Source organism: Microtetraspora malaysiensis, assembly GCF_001528665.1.
Classification (GTDB): Bacteria; Actinomycetota; Actinomycetes; order Streptosporangiales; family Streptosporangiaceae; genus Microtetraspora_A; species Microtetraspora_A malaysiensis.
Genome location: NZ_BBYJ01000039.1, coordinates 24098 through 40105, shown reverse-complemented (window position 1 = coordinate 40105; position 16008 = coordinate 24098). Strand labels below are relative to the sequence as shown.

11 protein-coding genes are annotated in these 16008 nt (G+C 72.3%); 5 read left to right on the top strand and 6 right to left on the bottom strand.

What is annotated here, in order from left to right:
• Nucleotides 1-253: 253 nt before the first annotated feature.
• On the top strand, nucleotides 254-3205 hold the full coding sequence (locus AWQ71_RS36865; RefSeq protein ID WP_067143085.1) for a S8 family serine peptidase: 2952 nt from the start codon (nucleotides 254-256) through the stop codon (nucleotides 3203-3205).
• A gap of 440 nt (nucleotides 3206-3645) precedes the next feature.
• On the opposite strand, the gene AWQ71_RS36860 is transcribed toward AWQ71_RS36865, so the two are convergent.
• Nucleotides 3646-4641, bottom strand: coding sequence for an NAD(P)-dependent oxidoreductase (locus tag AWQ71_RS36860; RefSeq protein ID WP_067143082.1), 996 nt, complete (start codon nucleotides 4639-4641; stop codon nucleotides 3646-3648).
• Nucleotides 4642-4798: 157 nt separating this feature from the next.
• Nucleotides 4799-5296 (bottom strand): heme-binding beta-barrel domain-containing protein, encoded by a 498-nt coding sequence (locus AWQ71_RS36855; RefSeq protein ID WP_067143079.1) that lies wholly within the window; start codon nucleotides 5294-5296, stop codon nucleotides 4799-4801.
• A 103-nt stretch (nucleotides 5297-5399) separates the two neighbouring features.
• Here AWQ71_RS36855 and AWQ71_RS36850 point away from each other — a divergent pair, with 103 nt between their 5' ends.
• Nucleotides 5400-5762, top strand: coding sequence for a DsrE family protein (locus tag AWQ71_RS36850; protein WP_067143075.1), 363 nt, complete (start codon nucleotides 5400-5402; stop codon nucleotides 5760-5762).
• A gap of 73 nt (nucleotides 5763-5835) precedes the next feature.
• Here AWQ71_RS36850 and AWQ71_RS36845 read toward each other — a convergent pair whose 3' ends face one another.
• From AWQ71_RS36845 to AWQ71_RS36830, 4 genes are all read right to left on the bottom strand, one after another.
• Entirely contained in the window at nucleotides 5836-6543 is a 708-nt protein-coding gene (locus AWQ71_RS36845; RefSeq protein ID WP_067143071.1) for a type 1 glutamine amidotransferase, read from the bottom strand.
• Nucleotides 6544-6576: 33 nt separating this feature from the next.
• Complete coding sequence (locus tag AWQ71_RS36840; RefSeq protein ID WP_067143069.1) at nucleotides 6577-7806, bottom strand: MurT ligase domain-containing protein; 1230 nt, start codon at nucleotides 7804-7806, stop codon at nucleotides 6577-6579.
• Nucleotides 7807-7890: 84 nt separating this feature from the next.
• A complete protein-coding gene (locus tag AWQ71_RS36835) occupies nucleotides 7891-11451 on the bottom strand; it encodes an ATP-binding protein (protein ID WP_245658888.1) in 3561 nt (1186 codons plus the stop codon).
• A 77-nt stretch (nucleotides 11452-11528) separates the two neighbouring features.
• On the bottom strand, nucleotides 11529-13493 hold the full coding sequence (locus tag AWQ71_RS36830; RefSeq protein ID WP_067143066.1) for a hypothetical protein: 1965 nt from the start codon (nucleotides 13491-13493) through the stop codon (nucleotides 11529-11531).
• 146 nt (nucleotides 13494-13639) lie between these two features.
• On the opposite strand from AWQ71_RS36830, the gene AWQ71_RS36825 reads away from it, so the two are divergent.
• From AWQ71_RS36825 to AWQ71_RS36815, 3 genes are all read left to right on the top strand, one after another.
• Entirely contained in the window at nucleotides 13640-14293 is a 654-nt protein-coding gene (locus tag AWQ71_RS36825; RefSeq protein ID WP_157570802.1) for a hypothetical protein, read from the top strand.
• Nucleotides 14293-14970 carry a DUF4352 domain-containing protein gene (locus AWQ71_RS36820; RefSeq protein WP_067143060.1) on the top strand — a complete coding sequence of 226 codons (678 nt, stop codon included), beginning with the start codon at nucleotides 14293-14295 and terminating at the stop codon, nucleotides 14968-14970. The genes AWQ71_RS36825 and AWQ71_RS36820 overlap by 1 nt, the downstream gene beginning before the upstream one ends.
• A gap of 97 nt (nucleotides 14971-15067) precedes the next feature.
• On the top strand, nucleotides 15068-16000 hold the full coding sequence (locus AWQ71_RS36815) for a hypothetical protein (RefSeq protein WP_157570801.1): 933 nt from the start codon (nucleotides 15068-15070) through the stop codon (nucleotides 15998-16000).
• The last annotated feature ends 8 nt before the right edge of the window (nucleotides 16001-16008 follow it).

The following is a 16008-nucleotide window of genomic DNA, read 5'->3' as shown; positions in this document are numbered from 1 at the left end:
CGGCAGCTCACGCGTATGACGAAGCCGTCGCCCCGGCGCGCGGAACGCCGCGGGCCGGCTGTTCCCGCCGGGTCAGGTCACGTGATCGTGCGGCTTCGGATCATGGTCGTCGGTGACGAAATCCGTCACGTGACCAAAGCTGACAGCGCCGTGTCTCGACAAGCGCATCCGCCGCAGCGTTCACTTCTTGCTGTCCATCCCGGGTGATCTCGCCCCGGTGGACGACGCCCTCCCCCTCCCCCCAAGAGGAACTATGCACAGCACGACCCAACGCGTCAGTGCGTACGGCGCCGCCCTGCTGGCCGCCGCCCTGGCGTTCACGGCGAACCCCGCATTGGCCGAGACACCTCCGTCCGCCGAGCAGACCGACACCTACATCGTCACGCTGGCCGACCAGCCGCTCGCCACCTATGACGGCGGCGTCGCCGGCATCCCCGCCACCAAGCCCGGCAAGGGCAAGAAGGTGGACACCGCCGGCGCGAACGCCAAGCGCTACCGCGACCACCTCAGGGGCAAGCAGAACCAGGTCTCCCGCAGTGTCGGCGCCACGCCGGCCAAGCAGTTCTCCGTGGCCTCCAACGCGTTCGTCGCCAAGCTCACCATGGCCCAGGCGGCCCAACTGAACGCCACGCAGGATGTGCTCTCCGTCGTCCCCGACCGCCTGCACAAGGCCCTCGACGACCGCAGGTCGACCGACTTCCTCGGCCTGTCCGGCGAGTCCGGCCTGTGGTCCAGGCTCGGCGGCACCGCGAACGCGGGCAAGGGCGTCGTGGTCGGCGTGATCGACACCGGCATCTGGCCGGAGAACCCGTTGTTCGCGGCCCCGGCCCTCGGCACCGAGGCGCCCACGGACGCCGACCCGTACCGGCCCTATCTGCAGGGCTCGACCACGGTCATGAAGAAGGCCGACGGCGGCACCTTCACCGGCGTCTGCCAGACCGGCGAGCAGTTCACCGCGGACCTGTGCAACCAGAAGGTGATCAGCGCCCGTTACTACGGCGACGCCTGGCTGCGGAGTGTTCCGCCGGCCAATCGGGCCGACTACGTCTCTCCGCGTGACGGGGGAGGACACGGCTCGCACACCGCCTCCACCGCCGCGGGCAACGCGGACGTGCCGGCGAGCGTGAACGGCGTCGACTTCGGCCGGATCTCCGGTGTCGCGCCCGGCGCGGCGATCGCCGTCTACAAGGCACTCTGGGAGAGCGCCGACGGCCAGCAGTCCGGCGGCGCGGGCTCCGACATCCTGGCCGCCATCGACCAGGCGGTGGCCGACGGCGTCGATGTGATCAACTACTCGGTGGGCAGCGAATCGGAATCCCGGGCGTCGGACCCGATCGGGCTCGCCTTCCGCGCGGCCGCCGCGAGCGGCATCTTCGTCTCCACCGCCGGAGGCAACAGCGGGCCGGGCGCCTCGACGCTGGACAACACCATGCCGTGGACGACCACCGTGGCCGCGAGCACGACCGCGCCGTACCTGGGCGAGGTCGAGCTGGGCGACGGCACCAGGTACCGCGGTTCGAGCACCACGGTCACCGACCCGCTGGGGCCCAAGCCGCTGGCCACGGGCCTGCTGGTGAAGAACGACTCCGCCACGGACTCGGACGCGCAGATCTGCGCCAAGAACAGCCTCGACCCGGCCAAGACCGCCGGGAAGATCATCGTTTGCGAGCGGGGCATCGTCCCGCGCCTGGAGAAGTCCGGTGAGGTGAAGCGGGCCGGCGGCATCGGGATGATCATGGTCAACATGGCCGACGAGGACACCGTCGCCGACTCGCACGCCGTGCCGACCGTGCACATCACCGGGTCCGACGCGCGGGCCGTGCCGGCGTACGCGGCGACGGACGGGGCGACCGCGACCCTGCGGGCCGCGAGCGCCGAGGGGGCCGTCTACCCGCAGGTGGCGGGGTTCTCCTCGCGCGGCCCGTCGCTGACCAACCACGGCGACCTGATCAAGCCCGACATCGCCGCCCCCGGTGTCTCGGTCCTGGCGGCCGTGGCCCCTCCGGCGAACAACGGCAACACGTTCGGCTTCTACGACGGCACCTCGATGGCCGCGCCGCACATCGCGGGTCTGGCCGCGCTCTACCTGGGCAAGTACCCTGACCTGTCGCCGATGGCGATCAAGTCCGCGATGATGACGACCGCCGCGCCGACCAAGAACGCCGACGGCACGAGCAGCACCGACGTCTACGCGCAGGGCGCGGGCAACGTCGACCCGGCCCGGATGCTCGAGCCCGGCCTGGTCTACGACTCCGCGGAGCAGGACTGGCTCGGCTACCTGGAGGGTCTGGGCGTCCGGACGGGCAGCGGGGTGGCGCCGATCGCCACGAGCGACCTGAACTACCCCTCGATCGCCGTCGGTTCGCTAGCCGGCACCCGTACCATCACCCGTACGCTGACGGCCGTCACGCCCGGCAAGTACAAGGCCGACATCGACCTGCCCGGCGTCAAGGCCAAGGTGAGCCCGTCCATGCTCCGCTTCGACCGGGCGGGGGAGACCAAGTCGTTCACCGTCACCATGGAGGTGAAGGACGAGGACGCGACCGGCGTCACCGGCTCGCTGACCTGGACGGGCGAGGGCCACACCGTTCGCAGCGCCATCGCGGTGACCGTCCAGGGCATGATCGCTCCCGCCGACGTGCGGGGCACGGGCACGGACGGGTCGGTGTCCTTCGAGGTGACCCCGGTCGCGAAGAAGACCGACATCACGACCTACGGGCTGGTCTCCGGCCCGGAGATCGTCGGCTCGGTCGGCCCCGAGGAGGTCATGGGCAAGCAGTACACGATCGACGTCCCTGAGGGGGCCAAGGCCGTGGAGTTCCGGGCCCGCCCCGACAACGACCTGGAGCTGGGCTTCGGCGGACTGGTCATCTACCAGGGCACCGAGATGGCGGGTTGGGTGGATCGCGACGGCGACGACTACCGGCTGGTCCTCCCGCGGCCGAAGGCCGGCACGTACACCTTCGTGCTCGTCAGCTTCCTGACCGCGCCGGGTACCACGTCGACTCCGTTCCACGCGCAGGCCAACGTGGTGACCGGCACCCCGGGCACGGGCGGTCTGGCCGTGTCGCCGCGCAAGCTCAAGGGCATCCCGGGGGTCGCCGAGACGCTCACCGCCAGCTGGTCGGGGCTCCCCGACGGGCGGCCGCACACCGGTTACATCGAGTACCCCAACGGGGCCGGAACCGTGATCAGCGTCAACTGACGGCCTGATCCGATTTGACCCGGAGAAACGAAAGCGCGGGGCCGGACGACTTCGTCCGGCCCCGCGCCGTTTCGTCGTGATCACCGGCGCACTGTTCCCTTTTGTTCCCATCAGGCCTGGTCAGGGCCGCGGAAAAGATCGCCGAATAATCGGTTGCCACCCCCTCCGGGCGTCGCATAACGTACAGGCACGCAGAAAGGAGGTGGTCCAGACAATGGTTATCCATAATTGGGCTAGCGAGGTGGCTGTCCGCTAGGACGCCGTCCATTCGGACCTCCGTCCGGATGTCGTACGACGTCCGGCGAATCCTCGACAGACACCGGAACCCCGGGCAGCCGGCGGTGTGGGACCCGTTCCCCGCCTTGGTCCAGCCGGCCCGCCTCACCCAGAGGCGGAGCGCGCCCGGGGTTCTTTCTTTTCTCCAAGGGCCGGGATCGGGGTCAGACGCCCAGCGCCTCCGGGTTCGCGCAGTGCAGCGGCGGCTCTCCGCCGAGCAGGCGCACAATGTCCCCGCAGATCATCCGGCTGTGGTTCACCTCGGTGTCGTACGTCCCGTCGCCGATGCCCGGGGTCAGCACGACGTTGTCCATGCCCAGCAGAGGGTGGTGCGGATCCGGGGGGACGTGGTCGAGCGCCGCACCGCCGAGATGCCCAGTCTTCAGAGCGCCGACCAGTGCCTCGGCGTCGTGGAACTCGGGGCCGGCGGTGTTGATGAAGATCGCTCCCGGCTTCATGGCGGCGAACTCGGCCGCGCCGATCACGGCGCCCGTTCCGGGGATGCCGAACGCGCCTCGGGTGCCGATCGGGCCGCCGTCGCGAACCGGAACGCCATGGACGGAGACCACGTCGGCCTCGGCGATCAGCCGGTCGATGCCGGGCCGGGCCCGGGGCGCCTCGGGGCCGTGGACGATCACCCGCATCCCGAGCCCCTTCATGCGCCAGGTGACCGCCCGCGCCGACGGGCCGCCTCCGACGATGCCGAAGGTCCGGCCGGCCAGCTCCCAGGACCGGTGCCGCTCGCGCTCATCACGCGTATGGCCCGCCCGGAGGTCACGGTCGGCCACCAGCAGCCGGCGGTTCACCGCCAGCAGCAGGGCGAGGGTGAGCTCGGCGACGCCGTCGGCGTCGCGTCCGGGGGCGCACAGCACGGGGATCCCCCGGGCCGTGGCCGCCGCGACGTCCACGTTGACCGGCTCCGCGCGCGTGCAGGCGACCGCGATCAGGGGCAGGTCGAGCACCGGCCCGCCGACCTCGTCTCCGTCGGTAATGAGGATGCGGGCGTGCTCCTCCTCCAGCCGGGCGGCCAGCTCCGCCGCCGCATAGCCGCGCGGCGGACGCCGTACCGAGACCGGCTCGTAGATCACCTCGGCCAGTTCGCACAGCCGGGCCCACGCGGGACCCCGCATCGGCGCCCGCACCAACGCCCGTGGCCTCATCGCATCTCCTCGTCCGCCCGTCGGTATCCGCCCACCGCCATCGGTCCGTATATGTCGGCCCAAATAGGTTGGTGCGTAGATATCGGGCGGAAGCGGCGCGGCGTGACAGCCGGACTCCGCGCGGCGCGACAGGCCGTGCGGCGAGGAGGGCGCGGGCCTACTCGTCCGGGGTGAAGTCGGCGACCTTCTTCAGCTCGGCCGACGTGTGCGACTGCAGCGGGTGCCCCATGGCCGCCATGTCGTACGCGTACATCAGGTTGCCGTTGACCAGCCCGTACATCCGGTGGCCGGCCGCGTAGTCCTTCGCGGTGTCGGTGCGGGCGACCAGGTCGGTGCGCAGCTCGATCTTGTGGAAGACGACCTCACCCAGGTAGATCTCCACGATGCCGGTCGGGTGCGCGATGCAGACTTCGAGCTGCCGCTCCGGCTGGATCCGCCAGAAGCCCGACTCGGTCGCCAGCGGCCGCACCTTGGCGCCCTCGTCGTCGAGCAGCCAGGTCCGGCTGGTGTACGTCAGGAAGGGCTTGCCGTTGTGCCCGAAAACGATCTCCTGCCCGAAGTTCGCGCTCTCCATCGTGGGGTAGCCGACGACGCCGGCTCCCTCCCAGCGGCCGAGCAGGAAGGCGATCGGCTCAAGGTCAGGGTGTACGTCCATAAGACACGAGCTTAGGGCGTGGTCCAGGTGTCCGACCCGGTCGCTACCCCTCGCCCCTCATGTCCCACCTTGTACGGCTTTGCGGCGGATGTAGGCTGCGGGCATGGCACGATCTCTGGTCATCAAGGTCACGGCCGGGGCGGACGCGCCGGAGCGGTGCAACCAGGCCTTCACGGTCGCGACCGCGGCTCTGGTCAGCGGCGTACCGGTCTCCCTGTGGCTGACCGGCGAGTCCTCCTGGTTCGCCCTGCCGGGCCGGGCCAAGGAGTTCAACCTGGAGGAGGCCGCCCCGCTGGCCGACCTCCTCGACGCGGTGCTCGCCGGAGGCAAGGTCACGCTCTGCACCCAGTGCGCGGCACGGCGCGGCATCACCGTCGACGACGTGATCGACGGCGTCCGGATCGCGGGCGCGCCCACGTTCGTCGAGGAGATCCTCGCCGACGACGTCCAGGCCCTGGTCTACTGACCCGCGCCGCTCCCGCGGCGGCTCCGAGGCGATCGGCCGCGGGAACGCGAGGCCGACCGCCCGCCGGGCGGGTTCAGGCGGGCAGGACGGTCGCCAGCCGCTCCTCACGCAGCCGCTGGTACCAGGTGTCGTCGATCGGCGCGAGCGGCCCGACCGTCCAGGCGAGCAGCAGGTCGGCGAGAGCCGGGTTGCGGGCCAGCGCGGGGCCGTGCAGGTAGGTGCCGATCACCTTGCCCGCGTAGCAGCCCTCGGTGCCGTCGCCGTTGCCCGTGCCGACGATCGTCCGGGACAGCGGCCGCACGCCCGGCCCCAGCCGGGTGACGCCCATGTGGTTCTCGAAGCCGGTCAGCGTGGGCACGCCCAGCGCCGGATCGACCTCCGCGGCCAGCTCGCCGACCGCTCGGCGCTCTCCGCGGCCTGAGCTGATGTCCAGGAGGCCGAGGCCGGGCACCGGCTGGCCCTCCTCGCCGCCGAAGACCGAGCCCATGATCTGGTAGCCCGCGCAGACGGCCAGGAGCGCGGCCCCGTGGGCGACGGCACGGTGGAGGCCGCCGTCCTTGCGCAGCCGCTCGGCGCCCAGGATCTGCGGCCGGTCCTCGCCGCCGCCGATCAGGTAGATGTCCCCCTGCTCGGGCACCGGGTCGGACGAGCGCACGTGGACCGTCTCGACCGACAGGCCGCGCGCGCGGGCCCGCTGCTCCAGGATCAGGACGTTGCCCTGGTCACCGTACGTGCTGAGCAGGTCCGGATAGATCCAGACGAGGCGAACGTGAGAGGTCATGCCGGGACTCCACTCGTCGGGCGGCGGCCGTGGTCACTCCGCACGGCCGAACTCCGTACGGATCTGCTGGAAGGCGGTGTAGTTGGCGATCACGTCGATGCGGCCGGGCGGCAGCACGGCGACCGCCTGTCCGAACGACTCGCAGAGCTGGAACGGCACCCCGGCGACGTACAGCCGGAGGGCGAGGTCGCGGCGGCGCTCCCCGGTCACCAGGACGGGACGCCCGCGCAGGATCCGGTAGTCGATGTCCCAGAGCCAGGACGTGTCACGTCCGTCGGGTCCCTGCGCGTTGACCGACAGGATGATCGGCAGCGAGGGGTCGGCGACGTCGAACGCCTCCAGCCAGCCGGCCGGGTTCTTGGCGAGCAGCAGCCGCAGCGACCGGCCGTCGCGCTCGACCGTGGTGTAGCGCCCGGCGACCGAGGTCACCTCGCGCAGCCCCAGGAGGGCGTGGCCGGGTTCGAGCCCGAACGCCGCCACGGTGGCGAGGGCGATCGCGGCGTTCGCCCGGTTCGCCTGGCCGGGAAGCTGCAGGTCCAGCCGCCACCGCTGACCGCGCGGGTCGATCACGTCCTCGCCGTCGAGCACCCAGGACGGCGTGGGACGGCGGAACGCGCACTCCCGGCAGGCCCAGTCGACGCCCTTACGGTCGAGCGGGCCTCCGCACTCGGGGCAGCACCAGGAGTCCTCGCGCCAGCGCTGGCCCGCGGACACCCACGTGACCCGGGCCGAGCCGGTCGCCGCCCAGGCGACCAGCGGATCGTCGCAGTTGGCGATCACCAGCGTGGACTGCGCGGCGAGGGCGCGGCGCCACTTCTGGGCGAGCAGCCAGATCTCCCCGGCGCGGTCCATCTGGTCGCGGCTGAGGTTCATCAGGCAGACGACGCCGGCCTGCGTGGTGTCGAGCACCTCGGGGAGGTACTTCTCGTCGACCTCCAGCACCGCGTACGGCGCCTCCTTCGCCGAGGAGAGCGCCGAGACGTGACCGGCGGGCATGTTCGCGCCGAACGCGTTGGTGGCCACCTCGCCCAGTTGCCGCAGAGCCGAGGTGATCAGACGGGTGGTCGTGGTCTTGCCGTTGGTCGCGCTCACCAGGGCGAGCCTGCGATCCGCCGCGAGCTGGCGGAGCAGGTCCGGCTCCAGCATCAATCCGACCCGTCCGCCGATCACCGAGCCGTCGCCGCGCCCGGTCGCCCGGGACAGAGTCGCGGCCGTACGGCCCAGAGCACTGGCGAGCTGCGCCCGCAACGGAAGCTGACTCATGCGCTCCTCCTCATGCCGCTCACCATAATGCGCCGATCGATCCTATTCGGATTCGTCCAGGTCATCGCCCTGGACCCCCACCGGCTAGTCGGGGAACGAGAGCTCGGCCGGGGCGTCGCCGTCGAAGGGGAGCACGAACCGGCGCGGCCAGGACAGCACCGTCTCCAGCCAGCCCGCCCCCATCGTCTGGGCGACGTACCGGAGGCGCTCACGCGGCTCCACGGCGATGGCGACGGTCGTGATGTCCCGCTGGATGCCCTCGTGCTCGTCGTCGCCCAGGATGACCCGCCAGGCGAGCGCGCGGTTGCGGTCCACCTCCATGGACAGCGGGTGGTGGCGCAGCGCCTTGGCACGGTGGCCGAGCAGCTCCGTCCGGGCCGCGGCGCCTGTGGGCGTCCGGCCCGTTGCCGCGTCGCCCGTCCCGTCGCGGTCCGCACGGCCGGTCCCGTTCTCGTCGCCCTCGTCCTGGTCGGCGTGCCCGCCGTACGCCCCGTTGACCCCCTGGTGCGGGTACGGCCGCCCGGACGGGTCGGTGCCGAACAGCGCGTACTCCATGACGGGGGCCGGGCTGCGCAGATTGGGCGCCGGGTGCCCGAAGGGGAACAGCCGCTCGACCTCGTGCAGCCAGCGCACCTGGGGGACCACCCAGGCGGCTCCCGGCCGCTCCCCCGCCTGTGTGGGCCCGGTCCGGCCCGAGGGGCGCGTGGGGGCCACCGGCTCCGGTCGCCGGGCGAAGTCCTCCGCTCCCCCGGCAGCGCTCTCTACAGCGCTCTCGGCCGGGCTCTCGGACGGGCTCTCGGCCGCCTCCACCTCGTCGCCCTCCTCATCGCCCGGCTCATCGTCGCCCGGCTCATCGTCGCCCGGCTCATCGTCGATTCCCGCCGAAGGCTCGGTCGTGCGGTCCGGTCCGGCGGCCGCGCTCTCGGCCCCCGCCGCGACCGCCGCGGGCACGGGCACGGGCACCGCCGAGGCCACGTGTTCCGCCTCGGCCCGTACGGCGTGCGCGGCCGGGCAGGCGGGGACAGAGTCGGCGGCGGACTGCGACACCGCGGACGGCAATGCGGACTGCGACACCGCGGCGGCGGAGTCGAGCAGCGCGGCGGCGACCTCGGCCGCCTTCTCGGTGAGGAGCGCGGGGTCGAACCAGGTCCGCAGGGACCAGGAACGACGCGCCACGCACCGCTCCACCAACGTGGCGAGAAGGCACTCGCGGCGCTTGGGAGGCAGCTCCGCCCAGATGTCGGCGAGAATGCGCGGCACGCCCGGCAACGGCCGGTTCGCCACGAACGCCAGCACGACCGTGTCGGTCCAGATGCGCAGCCACGCCCATTCGGGCGCGACCGCGAGCAGGTCCGCCTCCCGGAGCTCGAAGAGCGTGCACGCCTTGCCCGTACGGCACTCGCGTCCGCAGGCGGCCGAGCGGCGGCCGCAGATGGGCGGGATGGGGCTGAGCATGGCGCGCTCGCGGCCCTCGCCCAGCGGGACCTGGACGCGCAGCGGGCGGTCCATGCCGTCGGCGAACACGGCGGCGTACCCGGGCTGGAGCGAGACGACCTGGCGGGACTGGTCCTCGCTGAGGTTCATGGCGGCCCCGACGAGCTGCCGGTCGTCCTCGGCGGGCAGCCGGTGCACGACCTTCAGCGCCGTGTTCTTGACCACGTCCGAGACCAGCTTGGTGGGGATCTGCTCCGCCACGATGATGCCCTCGCCGTACGCGCGGATCTCGGCGAGCATCCCGGCGAGCAACTCGACGGCGTGGGTGGAGGCGCGCTGCGCGCCCCGGTCGCGGAGCAGCCGGTGCGCCTCCTCGATCACGATGACGTGCCTGAGGCCGCCGCCGCTCTCCTCCTGGGACAGCTCCTGCCGGGCGCGCATCCGCAGGTGCTCGACGATGCGGATGATCAGCGTGCCCATGAGGAACGCCTTGTCCTCATCGTTGGCCACGTCCTCGATCGCGAGCACGACGTTCCGCTGGAGCAGGCCGCCGATGTCCGCCGGGTGGCCGCCCTCGAAGAACCGGCCGGCGCTGCCGACCCGGAGGCTGCGCAGCCGGAGGCTGATGAACCCCTCGACGTCGGCCTGCACCTCGTTGCCGTACCCGATCTCCTGGATCACCTCCAGGGCGTGCTGCTGGAGCTGCTCCAGGGTCGGTACGGCGGGCTGGACCGCGGCTCCGGGGATGCCGCCGCCGGTGACCACGTCCCACCCGTTGGCCTCGTAGACCCGCTGCAGGGCCAGGGACATGATCTGCGGGAACGGCTCCTCGGCGTCGAACGCGGCCATGAACAGGGCGCGCACCATGTCGATGTGCGCCTGCACGGGATAGCCGGGCTCGGGCGCGAGCGGGTTCACGCTGAACGGCACGTTGTCCGGCGCCGAGGGGTTGATGACTGTGAGCGGGGCCAGGTGCTCGACCCGGCCGGCCATGGCGGCGTACTCGGACTTGGCCGGCTCGATGGCGAGCCACGGGATGCCGGCCTTGGTGAGCTCCTCAAGGAGGTGCCGCACGGTCTGCGACTTGCCCGATCCGGTGGCGCCGGTGACGAAGGCGTGCCGGTTGAGCGTGGCGAGCGGGACCCGGAACGTGCCGACCGCCCGGTCCTGCCCGTCCACGATCGCGCCGAGGTCGATCGTCTCGCCGCTCGTGCTGTCCGCCTCGCTGGTCACGTCGAAGAAGCCGGCGTCGAGCACGCGTACGCCGGGGACCTCGCGGCGCGGCAGCCCGGCCAGCGCCGCCAGCGCGCCCGCCGTGGCCGCGAACGGCGCGGCGGCCCCGTCGGCGGGGTCCTGCAGGGTGACGTGGAGCGCCTCGGTGAAGCCGTACCCGGACTCGGGCGAGGAGCCGTGCGGCGAGCCGGAGCGGACCGGATCGGACAGCAGCGGCCCGGACATGGCGCTGCGCAGCCGGTACGGGTGGTGGCTCATCTCGACGGAGCCGACCAGGACGGGGGCGATCTGCCGCAGTTCGTCCGGACCGGCGGCGCCGGCGAGGACCCGGACGTTCCACAGCCCGGCCTCGCGGAAAGCGTCCAGCTCCTGCATCCGGCGCTCGGCCCGCTCGGCGTCGAACCGCGACCGCTCCGAGGCGTCGCCATACTGGCGGAGCACGTTGAGCTGGGTGCGCAGGTGGGCGACCTCGGCGTCGAGCAGGTTGGTGGGCTCGGCGACGACCACCCAGCCGAACGGCCGGGACATCAGCGTCACCAGCGTGGACTCGAACAGCGTCGGCTGCTTGGGCTCGTCCGGCTCGGGCTCTCTGCGGCCGCTGAGCGGGGGCGCCTGGCGGCCGGGGCAGGGCGTCCAGACCAGGTCGGCGAGGTCGGCGAGCCACTCGTCCCCGATCTCAACGCCCCGGGCGCCGCCGGGGAACAGCAGCGGCTGCGGCCCGGTGGGCGTGACGTCGATCGAGGTGACGGCGCGTTTCGGCGGGCGCGGCGGCGTGAGCGGGCCGGCGTTGGTGATGAGTTCGAGTGGCGCGCCCGCCCCTCGCGACAGCCAGCCGATCACGAACGGCCGGTTGCGCTGCGCGGCGGACAGCACGGCCGGCAGGACCGTGACGAAGTCCCACTCCGCCGACGAGCTCCGTGAAGGCGCGGCGATGGCCTGGATCCGGTACCAGGGCCCGCTCAGGGGGAACGGATGCATGAGACCCCTCGGTTGACGGTTATCAGGGGAGAGACTCTTTCGCCGATCACGTTCGCACCGTCGTCTTGACGATGTGCTTACCGTGATTTGCGCCAGTCAAGACACGGCGGCGGCGGCCCGAGGTTCGGCGGCGGGGCGTCCTCGGGCTCGGGTTCGGCCCCCGGCTCCCCGTCCGGCGGATGGTCGGCCTCCTCGGGCGGGGCGAGCGCCGCCCGCCGTACCTCCTCGAAGTCGCCCAGCGTCGTCTTGGGGAACGCGAGGATCGCGGGGTTGGCGTCGGCGAGGCGGACCTGCCGCCCCTCCGCGGTGGCGTGCGTGACGATGACCGAGGTCGTCGGGAGCTGCTGGAGCTGGTGCGGCTCGACCAGGAACTCGCGGGAGCGCTGCAGGACGCCCTCCGCCATGCCCGTGGCCGCGCTCGACGCGCTGCGCCCCCACTGGGTGGACGCCGTGATGTCCTCCTTGAGGTCCCCCTCGCCCTTCGGCTCCGGGCCGATGTGGCCCTCGCCGACGGTCGAGGTGTAGTGGCCGCCCGCGCCGCTGACCGCCGAGCTGAACGTCTCGGTGAGCTGGGCCAGCTCCAGCCGGTGCTCGGTGCCGACGTGCTCGCTGGCCACGCGGGCGTCCTCGGCGTTCCCCAGCCGCATGAAGGCGACGGCGGCGTGGCCGCGCCCGAGGCGCTCCCTGACCGTGGGGGTGAGGCTGCGGTAGGTCAGGACCAGCCCGGTACGGGAGGTCTCGCAGGCGTCCATCAGCCGGTCGAGCACGTCGCCGCGCAGCTTGTCCGCCCCCGCGACGATGATCGTGTGGTACCAGGGCCGCTCGGAGGCGGGCGACTGGCGCAGGATGTGCGTCAGCGCGGTCGCGACGTACGTGCCGAGGATCCGGTTGCCGAACACCCCGGCCTGGCGGTCCATGCTGACCACGCGCAGCCGGGCGGGCGGCAGCCGTACGGCCTCGGAGCCGAGGGACTCCAGCTTGCGCAACTGGGACTCCAGCGCCCAGGCGCGCTCGATCACCACGCGGTCGGCGACGCCCCGGCCGAACAGGGTGCCGATGCGTTCGAGCTGGCCGGCGGTGAGCAGGCCGTACCGCATGTCGTCGCGCGGGTCGCCCACCTGGGCGAGCGCCCGCAGCGCCGCGGTGACCTGGTTGATCGTGGCGTTCTCGCCGAGGACCTCCAGCACCCGCTCCAGGATCGCGTTGTCGAAGCCGACGTCCCTGTGGGTCTCCTCGCTGACGCTGACCACGTGGGCGAGGACGTCGGCGAACGCGTCGGGCGGCAGCGTCGCCCCCAGGTCGAGCCGGGGCAGGTCGACGGGGAGCACCCAGACGAGCGGGTCGTCGCTGCCTCTCTTGGCCAGCTCGACGAGGTCCTTGGCGATCGCGCCCTCGGACAGGTCGAGCACGGTCAGGTGGCCGCCGCTGTACAGCCGGGTGGCGCCGATCAGGGTGACCAGGGCCGACCAGCCGGGGAGCGTGCCCCCGGCCACGTCCACGCGGTCGATCTCGTCCGGCACGGCGACGCCGTACCAGGTGAGCTGCCGGTCGAAGGCGTTCTTCCGCTCCGCCCACTCGCGGTATTTCGCGGCGTGCTCCTCCTGCGCGGCGGCGCGCTCGCGTTCCCGGCGCTCCCGCTCGCGCCGCGCCCGCGCCGCGCGCTCGTCCGCGCGCTGCCTGACCGCCCGGTCGCCCTGCCGGATCGCGTACGTGCAGATGCCGGCGACGCCGCCGGTCGCGACCAGGCCGATGAGGACGAACGACCAGGTCACGGGACCGGCGACGCCGAGGATGAGGATGACCGCGGCCAGCACGACCATGAACATCCGGAAGATCCGGACGGGGCGGTTGAGCAGGTCCTCCTGGAGCCGCTGCCGCGCGGCCCACTCCGGGCCCGGGTCGTCGTGCGCCGGCTCGGCGAGGTCCTCGCGCGCCGGACGTTTCGGTGGCGGCCCCGGGTCGGGATGCAACAGGGCGTACTGCCAGCCCAGGTAGATCCGATCCGCCTGAAGCCGGCCATGCTCGGGGTGCAGGTCGCCCACTGACCCTCCATGTCCGCCTGGATCACAGCGTAGGAGTTGGAAAGCCGATCAGGGTGGCGTTCTCGCCATTCGGACACATTTGCGACCTCGCCGGTGGGATGTTTGCGGCTAATGGTGCAAGTGTGGTCGTACTAGCATCCATTGCCATGACGTCCTCCCCCCGTGGCGCACGCCGCCGACGCCCGGTACTCGTCCCGGTCGCCCTCGCGGTAGTCGCGGTGGGGATCGGGGCCACCGCCGCCCTCGGCGGCCTGAAAGAGGCTCCGGATGAGCCCCCGCCGAAGGTGCAGCCGGGTGAGGTCATCGACCAGGGCGAGTTCCACACCCAGTTCCTCAAGGCCGTCGACACCGTCGAGCGATCCGAGTTCGGCAAGACCAAGCGCTACCTGAACCTCGTGCTCAAGGTCACCAACATGGGCGACACGACCGCGGGCATCGGCGTGCTGCACGACCCCGGCCGGCCGTGGTCCCCTGACGCCGGCTTCGCGAGTTCCTTCGTCTCCATGACCCCCGAGATCAAGCAGGAGTACGGCCCGCGCGTCCACGTCCTCAGCTACGGCGTGAAGAGCCAGCAGCTCCACCCCGGGATCACCGCGACGGTAGTCGTGCAGTACGAGCTCGATCCCTCGGCCAAGGCGCCCGAGTCGGTCACGCTGGCCATGGGGCGTTTCGTCTACGAAAAGCTCGGTATGCGGGACCAGACCCGGACGTGGAAGCTCGAGTTGGAGGAGGACGCGGAACCCGCCGTCCCCGTCGTGGCCGCCCGGGTCACCCTCCCCGTACGCCAGGAGGAGGCGTGATGGCCGTGACGTCGTCCGAAACCGAAAGTCGCGAGGCGACCGCGGGCGGCCAGAAGCGGACGCGCCGCGGCGGCGCGGCCCGGCGGATCGCCGGGGTCGTGGCCGGCATCGCCGTCGCGGCCGCCGCCGTCTACGCCCACACCTTCACCCTGCCGTACGAGCAGCGCGGATCGGCCCTCACGATCAAGGGGGCGGCGGGCGAGCTGGTCGAGACGAAATTGTTCAGCGCGAAGGTCACCTCGGTGGTCGCCGCGCACGCCGTGGAAACCAAGGGCACCACCGGCCAGGACACCGAGGTCGAGACGAGCAATCTGTTCCTCGTGGCCGACGTCACGGCCACCACGCCCAAGCGGCCGATGCAGTTCAACCGGGTGCAGCCGCCCGTCCTCCTGACCGCGGACGGCCGGCGCTACAAGGCCACGGACAAGGTCGACGAGAGCCTCACCCTGTTCAACAAGGTGATCCAGCCGGGTCTCTGGTCGAGGGGTGTGCTGGTCTTCGAGGTCCCGGAGGACGCGCTGCCCGGTCTGCGGTTGGTCCTGACCCCGCCACAGGGAGGCCTCGTCGTCGACACCTTCATTCCCGAAGCGGAGATCGACCTCGGTCTGTCGGAGGCCGCCGCCGCCCGCCTGGCGTCCCAGGCGGAGCGGGTGCACTCCCTGGTGGGCAAGAGCTGATGCGCGCGTCAGACGACCCGACCAACGGGCGGAGCCCGGCCCACGAGGCGCAGGGCTCGGCAGACCTACCGGCTGTCTCGTCAGGCGAGGTGGAGAGATGAGTGAGTCCCCGATGGAGGGGCGGCGCCGCCGCCAGCGCGAGCGGAACAGGGCGCGGGACTGGTTCTCGCCCCCACCCCGGCAGCGCCCCCGCCCCGCCCCGGCGCCGCAGATCCCGATCCCCGGGACGCTCCGCAGGAACCTCCCCGACCTGCGCGTGTGGCCGCCGCTGCCGGAGAACGAGGACAGGTCCACCCAGCCCTTCCCGGCCGTCACGGGCGACGAGGAAGCCACACCCCGCGCGGCCTCTCCGGCCCCCGCACCGGAGGCGCCCGGACCCGGCGCGCAGAGTCGCCGCCCCACCGATCAGGAGGCCGTACCGCCTCCGCCCGAACCCGGTGCGTCCCGGCGGCGTGCCCCGATGCCGCGCGGCAAGCGGCTCGCCCTCCAGGGCACCGGCGCGCTGATGTCCATCGTGGTCGCCGTCGCCGCCCCCGGCTGGTTCTCGTACGGCGTCTACGAATACGGCCAACCGTCCGACCACATCCAGACGGTGCGGCCGGGAGCGACCGCCACCTGGCAGCACGTCTCGTGGCGGGTCGCGGTGCAGCGGATCTCCGACCCCACAGGCAAGCCCGGCGCCCCGGACCGCCAGTGGTTGAAGATCGTCGCTACCAGGACGGCCCTGGACGACGAGGGGGCCATCCGGCACGGCGCCCCCGACGTGGAGTTCACCGACCGGGCCGGGCGCACCTGGCAGGCCCGGCTCCTGAACGACGACACCCCTCCGGACACCCTCGACAACAAGATCGGCACGCCGTACCGGGTCGAGTTCGTCGGGGTGGTGCCCCCGGCGGCCGCGGACGAGGTGATGGTCGACCTGCGCCCGAGCACCTACCGCAGCGTGCCGGGGCAGTCCGTCGAGGACTTCATGAAGGAGGCCGGGGCGTCGACCGAGAAGCGGGACCGGGTGCTCAGGTTCCTCCGCTGACGCGGCGT